The organism is Halomonas sp. (assembly GCF_031581305.1).
Taxonomy (GTDB): Bacteria; Pseudomonadota; Gammaproteobacteria; order Pseudomonadales; family Halomonadaceae; genus Halomonas.
Map to the genome: position 1 here is coordinate 20,523 of NZ_JAVLBC010000014.1, position 6,955 is coordinate 27,477.

Consider the following 6,955-nt stretch of genomic DNA (forward strand, 5'->3'; position numbering starts at 1 on the left):
CCTGGTGTGCTATGACAACGCATCCGCAATCCCGAACCCAGTGGCTCGGCCGCTGGGGCTTCATCCTGGCGGCGACCGGCTCCGCGGTGGGCCTGGGTAACATCTGGAAATTCCCCTATATCACCGGCGAGTTCGGTGGCGGGGCCTTCGTGCTGGTCTACCTGGCCTGCATTCTGGCCATGGGGGTGCCGGTGATGATGACCGAGATCGCCCTCGGGCGCCGCGGCCGCGGGAGTCCCATCGATGCCATCCGTCGCGTGGTCCGCGAGTCGGGTCGCGGCTCGGCCTGGTCACTGCTGGGCTGGATGGGCATGCTGTGTGGCTTCCTGATTCTGTCGTTCTATGTGGTGGTGGCCGGCTGGTCCTTCTCCTATCTGTGGAAGATGCTGAGCGGTGGCCTGGCCGCCTCCAGCGTCGAGGAGATGGCGGCGATCTTCGGCGCCAACAACGAAAGCCCCCTGAACCTGGGGGCCTGGAGCACGCTGGTCACGGTGGCGACCATGCTGATCGTCGGCAAGGGCGTACAGTCGGGCATCGAGAAGAGCGTGAGCTGGATGATGCCCGGCATGGTGGTGATGCTGCTGATCCTGATCGGCTACGGGGTCTTCTCCGGCGGCTTCGGCGAGGCGGTTCGTTTCCTGTTCTCGTTCGATGCCGGCAGCCTCTCCAGCGAGGGCATGCTGGCCGCCCTGGGGCATGCCTTCTTCACCCTCTCCCTGGCCTCCGGGGCCATCCTCACCTATGGCAGCTACCTGCCGGCGCGAGCCTCCATCGCCCGCACCACGCTGTCCGTGGCGCTGGCCGACACTCTGGTGGCGCTGATGGCGGGGCTGGCGATCTTCCCGGTGATCTTCGCCAACGGCATGAGCCCGAGCAGCGGGCCGGGGCTGATCTTCATGAGCCTGCCCCTGGCCTTCCAGGCCATGCCGATGGGGACCCTGTTCGGCATCCTGTTCTTCGTGATGCTCTCCATGGCGGCGCTGACCTCGTCGATCTCCATGGTCGAGGCCACGGTTTCGTGGCTCACCGACAACAGGGGGCTCTCGCGTCGCACGGCCTCCTGGGGCACCGGCATGGTGCTGTGGCTGGTCAGCACCCTGGCGATGCTGTCGTTCAATGTCGGGGCTGACTGGACCCTGGCCGGCAAGCACTTCTTCGACTGGCTGGACTACCTGACATCGCGCTGGATGATGCCGCTGGGCGGACTGGGCATGGTGCTGCTCGCCGGTTTCGTGCTCAAGAATGAGACCTTCCGCGAGGAGCTCGGGCTCTCTGCCGGCTGGCATGCGCTCTGGCTGTTCATGGTTCGCTACGTGAGCCCGTTGGGCATCCTGGTGATCTTCGTCGATGCCCTGGGGATCACCCGGCTGGAGTTCGCGCTTCACTGGCCCTGGCTGCTGGCGGTGCTGGTGGTGATCACCCTGGTCGGCGAGCTGTCCAGCCCTCGCCTGCGCCGCGTGCTCTGTCCCTGAGGTCGTTCCAGCGTCCAGCAGTGCCCTCGTCGCCCCCGCCCAGCGGGGGCGACGTCGTTGGCGCGGCTTCGGCGCCCGTCAATTGGCGGACACGCGGTTATAGGCTTGTGCCGAGGGGATAGTGGCATGTGGCGGGGTTTTTAATTACCATAATGCATATAAAGTATTTTTTATTGGAGATACTGGAATATGCAGGTCGGTCCTCAACACGATGGCGATCCGCTCGATGCGCGCGTCAGGTTGCCGACCGGCTCGGCCTTTCCCTCCGGTGGCGTCAGTCTGGTGGGCGCCGGTCCCGGCGACCCCGAGTTGCTGACGATCAAGGCGCTGCGCCGCCTGCAGGACGCCGAGGTGATCCTGCATGATCGGCTGGTCAGCGACGAGATCCTCGCCCTGGCGGCCCCGCAGGCATCTCGGTTCTACGTCGGCAAGGAGCGCTCGAGCCACAGTGTGCCCCAGGACGGCATCAACCAGGCCCTGGTCGACTGGGCCCGGGTCGGCAAGCGGGTGGTCCGGCTCAAGGGCGGCGACCCCTTCATCTTCGGGCGTGGTGGCGAGGAGCTCGAGACATTGGTGGCGGCCGGCATTGGCGTGGAGGTGATTCCCGGCATCACCGCGGCCTCGGGATGTGCCGCCTATGCCGGCATTCCGCTGACCCATCGCGATCATGCCCAGTCGGTGCGTTTCGTCACCGGGCACCTGCGCAATGGCAGCAGCGACCTGGACTGGCCCACGCTGGCCGGCCCGGGCCAGACGCTGGTGTTCTACATGGGGCTGGGCAGCCTGGCACTGATCGGTGAGCAGCTTCAGCGCCATGGTTTGGCCCCCGAGACGCCCGTGGCCTTGATCGAGCAGGGCACCACGGCACGCCAGCGGGTGCATGTCGGCACCCTGCAAGAGTTGCCGCCGACAGGCGAAGTGGTTACTATTCGACCGCCGACCCTGATTATCGTCGGTGGTGTCGTGACATTGCACGACCGGCTGGCCTGGTTCGACCGGGACCGAGCCACGAGTTCGGGTTGGCTGCAGGGCAAGCACCCTGCGCCGTCAACAATCGATCATGGCGCCTGATCGCTGGACGCGAACGTCGGCGCACCACGGTACGTCATGAGGTGACAGCATGGGGAGTCGATCCCGCCTGATTCTGACCTGCTGCATGGCGGGTCTGCTGATGACCGGCTGCGCCGGCAAGGGGCAGGCCCACGAGAAGACGGCAGAGACCCAGCAGGGTGTCGCGTCCTACTACAGCGACCGCTTCCAGGGCCGCACCACGGCCAGCGGCGAACCCTTCGACCAGCAGGCCCTCACGGCGGCCCATCCCTCTCTGCCGTTCGGGACCAAGGTGGTGGTGACCCGTGAGGACAACGGTCGCGAGGTCGAGGTGCTCATCAATGACCGCGGTCCCTATGCCAAGGGGCGTATCATCGATCTCTCCAAGCGTGCCGCCAAGGCCCTCGGCATGCTGCATCGCGGTACCGCCCCGGTGGAACTCTCCTTCGTTCAGTGAATCCACGCCCGATGGGCGAAGTCTCGTCATGTCGATGATCACCGCGACTCGCGGCGCGAGACTTCCTGCTCCCATCGTATCAGCAGCGCCTTGCGCGTGATGTTGGCCAGGCACGCGCGACCATCGCCACTGCTCAGCGGGGGCACCGGCTGAGCCGGTGCCCCCGCTTTGCGTGTGGGTCGTCCTGCGTCACGACGGTGCGCTGCACCAGGGGAAAGACCATCCTGGGGCAGGGCGGCGCCCCCTCCTGCACCAGAATGCTGCCCATGGGCGCAATGGTCCGCCTGGGTATTATCGCCCAATTGATTGAGATAATTGCTAAAAACCGGCATCGTGCCGTTTTGGCACATCCCTTGCGGCAGCTGAGAGAGGCATCCCGCGATGGCCTCCCTCGCTGGACTCATCGACAACAATATCGATCGCAAGGAGATTCCATGATCCCGTCATCCGTCTATCGCACTCCCCACTGGCTGGCCGTGCCGCTGTTGAGCGCTGCCTTCGCCACACCCACTCTGGCTCAGGAAGACCCCATCAAGGTGGGCATCCTGCACTCCCTCTCCGGCACCATGGCCATCAGTGAGACGGTGCTCAAGGACACCGTCGAGATGCTGATCGATCAGCAGAACGAGAAGGGCGGCCTGCTGGGTCGCGAACTCGAGGCCGTGGTGGTCGACCCGGCCTCGGACTGGCCGCTGTTCGCCGAGAAGGCGCGCGAGCTGCTGGCGCAGCAGGAGGTCGACGTCATCTTCGGCAACTGGACCTCGGTGTCGCGCAAGTCGGTGCTGCCGGTGGTCGAAGAGCTCAATGGCCTGCTTTTCTACCCCGTGCAGTATGAGGGCGAGGAGTCTTCCGAAAACGTCTTCTACACCGGCGCCGCGCCCAACCAGCAGGCGATTCCCGCCGTCAACTACCTGATGAACGAGGTGGGCGTCGAGCGCTGGGTGCTGGCCGGGACCGACTATGTCTACCCGCGCACCACCAACAAGATCCTCGAGGCCTACCTGAAGGGGCATGGGGTCCTCGATGCGGACATCATGATCAACTACACGCCCTTCGGTCATTCCGACTGGCAGAACATCGTCTCCGAGATCAAGGCGTTCGGCAGCGAGGGCAAGAAGACCGCGGTGGTCTCCACCATCAACGGCGACGCCAACGTGCCCTTCTATCGGGAACTGGGCAACCAGGGCATCGACGCCGCCGACATCCCGGTGGTGGCCTTCTCGGTGGGCGAGCAGGAACTCACCGGCATCGACACCGCACCGCTGGTCGGGCACCTCGCCGCCTGGAACTACTTCATGAGCGTCGACACCGACACCAACTATGACTTCATCGACGCCTGGATCGAATACACCGGCGACGAGATGGCGGTGACCAATGATCCCATGGAAGCCCACTACATCGGCTTCAACATGTGGGCCGAGGCGGTGCGCAAGGCCGGCACCACCGAGGTCGATGCGGTCAAGGACGCCATCATCGGGGTCAGCGTCCCCAACCTCACCGGTGGCTACGCGGCGATGATGCCCAACCACCACATCACCAAGCCGGTGCTGATCGGCGAGATCCAGGACAACGGCCAGTTCTCCATCGTCTGGGAGACCCCCTCCACCGTGGCCGGCGATGCCTGGTCCGACTACCTGGAAGGCTCCAGGGACCTGATCAGCGACTGGCGGGGACCCATGGAATGCGGCAACTACAACGTCGTCAAGGGGAGCTGCGGCGGCAGCGAGGCCCAGGAAGAGGCCACCGCCGCAGAATAAGATCGGTATTCCACCGGGTCGCCCCTGACCCGGTGGTGGTGACACGCCACTCGACGAACCTTCTCAGGAATCCCCCATGAAGATCCCCCCCTGTCTCGGGCGCATGCTGGCCCTGTGCCTGCTGGCCTGGCTGCCGTTGGCGGCCAGTGCGCAGGATGACGACGGCCAGCCGCTCCTCGAGTCCCTCGATGCCGCATCCTATCACCAGATGAGCGAGGCCATCGAAGCCATCATCACCAGTGGCGACAAGCGCAGCCGAGGCTGGCTGGAGGCGCTGCAGGGCGGCAAACTGCAGCGGCACAAGGAGACGGGCCGCTTTGTCGTGGTGCTCGAGAATCGGGGGCGTGACTGGCCGGTGGCCGATGCCCTGACCGGCGAGGCCCTCGGCGAGATGTCGCGGCGCGAGCTTGACCGACTCGGCATCAACAACGCCCTGCGCGGCCAGTTGCAGAGCGCGCTGGCGGTGCTCGATCTGCACGTTACTGACACCCGGGATCGCCGTGAGGCCGCCCGTGCTCTGCTCGGTGACGTCGATGCCAGCCTGGTCGAACCACTCGAGGCCGTCATCCGCGCCGAGGAAGATGCCGAGGTGCGCCGCCTGCTCCAGCAGGGCCTGGCCATCCATCGCCTCGAGCAGGGCAGCATCGAGGCCGTGGCTGAGCTGCAGGGCAGCCTCAACAGTCGGGTCAGGGCCGCCCTGAACACCGCCGCGCGCAGCGCCGATCCGGCGCTGGCTGAGGCCGCCAGCTCGGCCCTGGCCGACATCGAGCAGACGATGAAGCTCAATCGGGGGGTCGAGACGCTCTACTTTGGCCTCTCGTTGGGCTCGGTGCTGGTCCTGGCGGCGATTGGTCTTGCCATCACCTTCGGTGTCATGGGCGTGATCAACATGGCCCATGGCGAGCTGATCATGCTGGGCGCCTACACCACCTGGGCCATGCAGCAGCTGCTGCCCAGTCAGCCCGGCCTGGCGATGGTGCTGTCGATACCCGCCGGATTCCTGGTGGCGGCGGTGGCCGGCATCGCCATCGAGCGGGGCGTGATCCAGTTCCTCAAGGGGCGTCCGCTGGAGACCCTGCTGGCCACCTTCGGTGTCAGCCTGATCCTCCAGCAGCTGGTGCGCACCGTGATCTCGCCGCTGAACCGTACCGTGGTCACCCCCGAGTGGATGAGCGGCTCCCTCATGATCAACGAGGGGCTTTCGCTGACCCTCAACCGCCTCTATGTGCTGGGCTTCGCGCTGGTGGTGTTTGCCGGCCTGATGCTGGTGATGCGCCGCACACGGCTGGGCCTCGAGGTGCGGGCCGTGACCCAGAACCGCGCCATGGCCCGTTCCATGGGCATCCGGGCGACCCGCGTGGACATCATGACCTTCGCCCTGGGGTCGGGGGTGGCGGGGCTTGCCGGCGTGGCACTCTCCCAGCTGACCAACGTGGGGCCCAACCTGGGCCAGAACTACATCATCGACTCCTTCATGGTGGTGGTCTTCGGCGGTGTCGGTAACCTCTGGGGCACCCTGGTGGCCGGGCTGTCGCTGGGCGTGATCAATCAGGTCCTCGAGCCTTGGGCGGGCGCTGTGCTGGCCAAGATCCTGGTGCTCGTCTTCATCATCCTGTTCATCCAGAAGCGCCCCCGCGGACTCTTTCCGCAGAAGGGCCGGGCGGCGGAGGGCTAGACCATCATGTGGCTGACACGACCCTTTCGTGAGCGTTCGACACGCCTCTTCCTGAGCCTCCTGCTGGCCGCCCTGGCCATGGTAACGCTGCTCAACCTCGCGCTGCCGGTGGGTCATCCGCTGCATGTCTCCACCTACACGGTGACGCTGCTCGGCAAGTACCTGAGTTATGCCCTGTTGGCGGTGGCCGTGGATCTGGTGTGGGGCTATCTCGGCATCCTGAGCCTGGGCCATGGCGCCTTCTTTGCCTTGGGCGGCTACGCCATGGGCATGTACCTGATGCGCCAGATCGGCGACCGGGGCACCTATGGCGATCCGATACTGCCGGATTTCATGGTGTTTCTCGATTGGGAGAGCCTGCCCTGGTACTGGCTGGGCTTCGATATGGCCTGGTTCGCCTTCCTGATGGTGTTGCTGGCGCCAGGCCTGCTGGCCCTGGTGTTCGGTTTCCTGGCCTTCCGTTCGCGGGTCACCGGGGTGTACTTGTCGATCATCACCCAGGCGCTGACCTTTGCCCTGATGCTGGCCTTCTTCCGCAACGAGA

6 protein-coding genes are annotated in these 6,955 nt (G+C 65.5%); all 6 read left to right on the forward strand.

The window, feature by feature from the left end; translation table 11 throughout:
• Window positions 1-11 precede the first annotated feature (11 nt).
• On the forward strand, window positions 12-1,472 hold the full coding sequence (locus RI841_RS02675) for a sodium-dependent transporter (protein WP_310704039.1): 1,461 nt from the start codon (window positions 12-14) through the stop codon (window positions 1,470-1,472).
• Between the two features lie 189 nt (window positions 1,473-1,661).
• Window positions 1,662-2,543 carry a uroporphyrinogen-III C-methyltransferase gene (gene cobA / locus RI841_RS02680; RefSeq protein WP_310704040.1) on the forward strand — a complete coding sequence of 294 codons (882 nt, stop codon included), beginning with the start codon at window positions 1,662-1,664 and terminating at the stop codon, window positions 2,541-2,543.
• Window positions 2,544-2,592: 49 nt separating this feature from the next.
• Window positions 2,593-2,979: a septal ring lytic transglycosylase RlpA family protein gene (locus RI841_RS02685; protein ID WP_310704041.1), complete on the forward strand. Its 387-nt coding sequence runs from the start codon at window positions 2,593-2,595 to the stop codon at window positions 2,977-2,979.
• A 434-nt stretch (window positions 2,980-3,413) separates the two neighbouring features.
• Window positions 3,414-4,736, forward strand: a complete 1,323-nt coding sequence (gene urtA / locus RI841_RS02690) for an urea ABC transporter substrate-binding protein (RefSeq protein ID WP_310704042.1) — start codon at window positions 3,414-3,416, stop codon at window positions 4,734-4,736.
• 76 nt (window positions 4,737-4,812) lie between these two features.
• Entirely contained in the window at window positions 4,813-6,411 is a 1,599-nt protein-coding gene (gene urtB, locus RI841_RS02695; RefSeq protein WP_310704043.1) for an urea ABC transporter permease subunit UrtB, read from the forward strand.
• Window positions 6,412-6,417: 6 nt separating this feature from the next.
• Window positions 6,418-6,955: ABC transporter permease subunit (locus RI841_RS02700; protein WP_405000905.1), on the forward strand; the 538-nt coding region annotated here is incomplete at its 3' end.

Coding starts and splice junctions, on each gene's coding strand:
- RI841_RS02675 (WP_310704039.1), top strand. CDS start 12: ATGACAACGCATCCGCAATCCCGAACCCAGTGGCTCGGCCGCTGGGGC.
- cobA (WP_310704040.1), top strand. CDS start 1,662: ATGCAGGTCGGTCCTCAACACGATGGCGATCCGCTCGATGCGCGCGTC.
- RI841_RS02685 (WP_310704041.1), top strand. CDS start 2,593: ATGGGGAGTCGATCCCGCCTGATTCTGACCTGCTGCATGGCGGGTCTG.
- urtA (WP_310704042.1), top strand. CDS start 3,414: ATGATCCCGTCATCCGTCTATCGCACTCCCCACTGGCTGGCCGTGCCG.
- urtB (WP_310704043.1), top strand. CDS start 4,813: ATGAAGATCCCCCCCTGTCTCGGGCGCATGCTGGCCCTGTGCCTGCTG.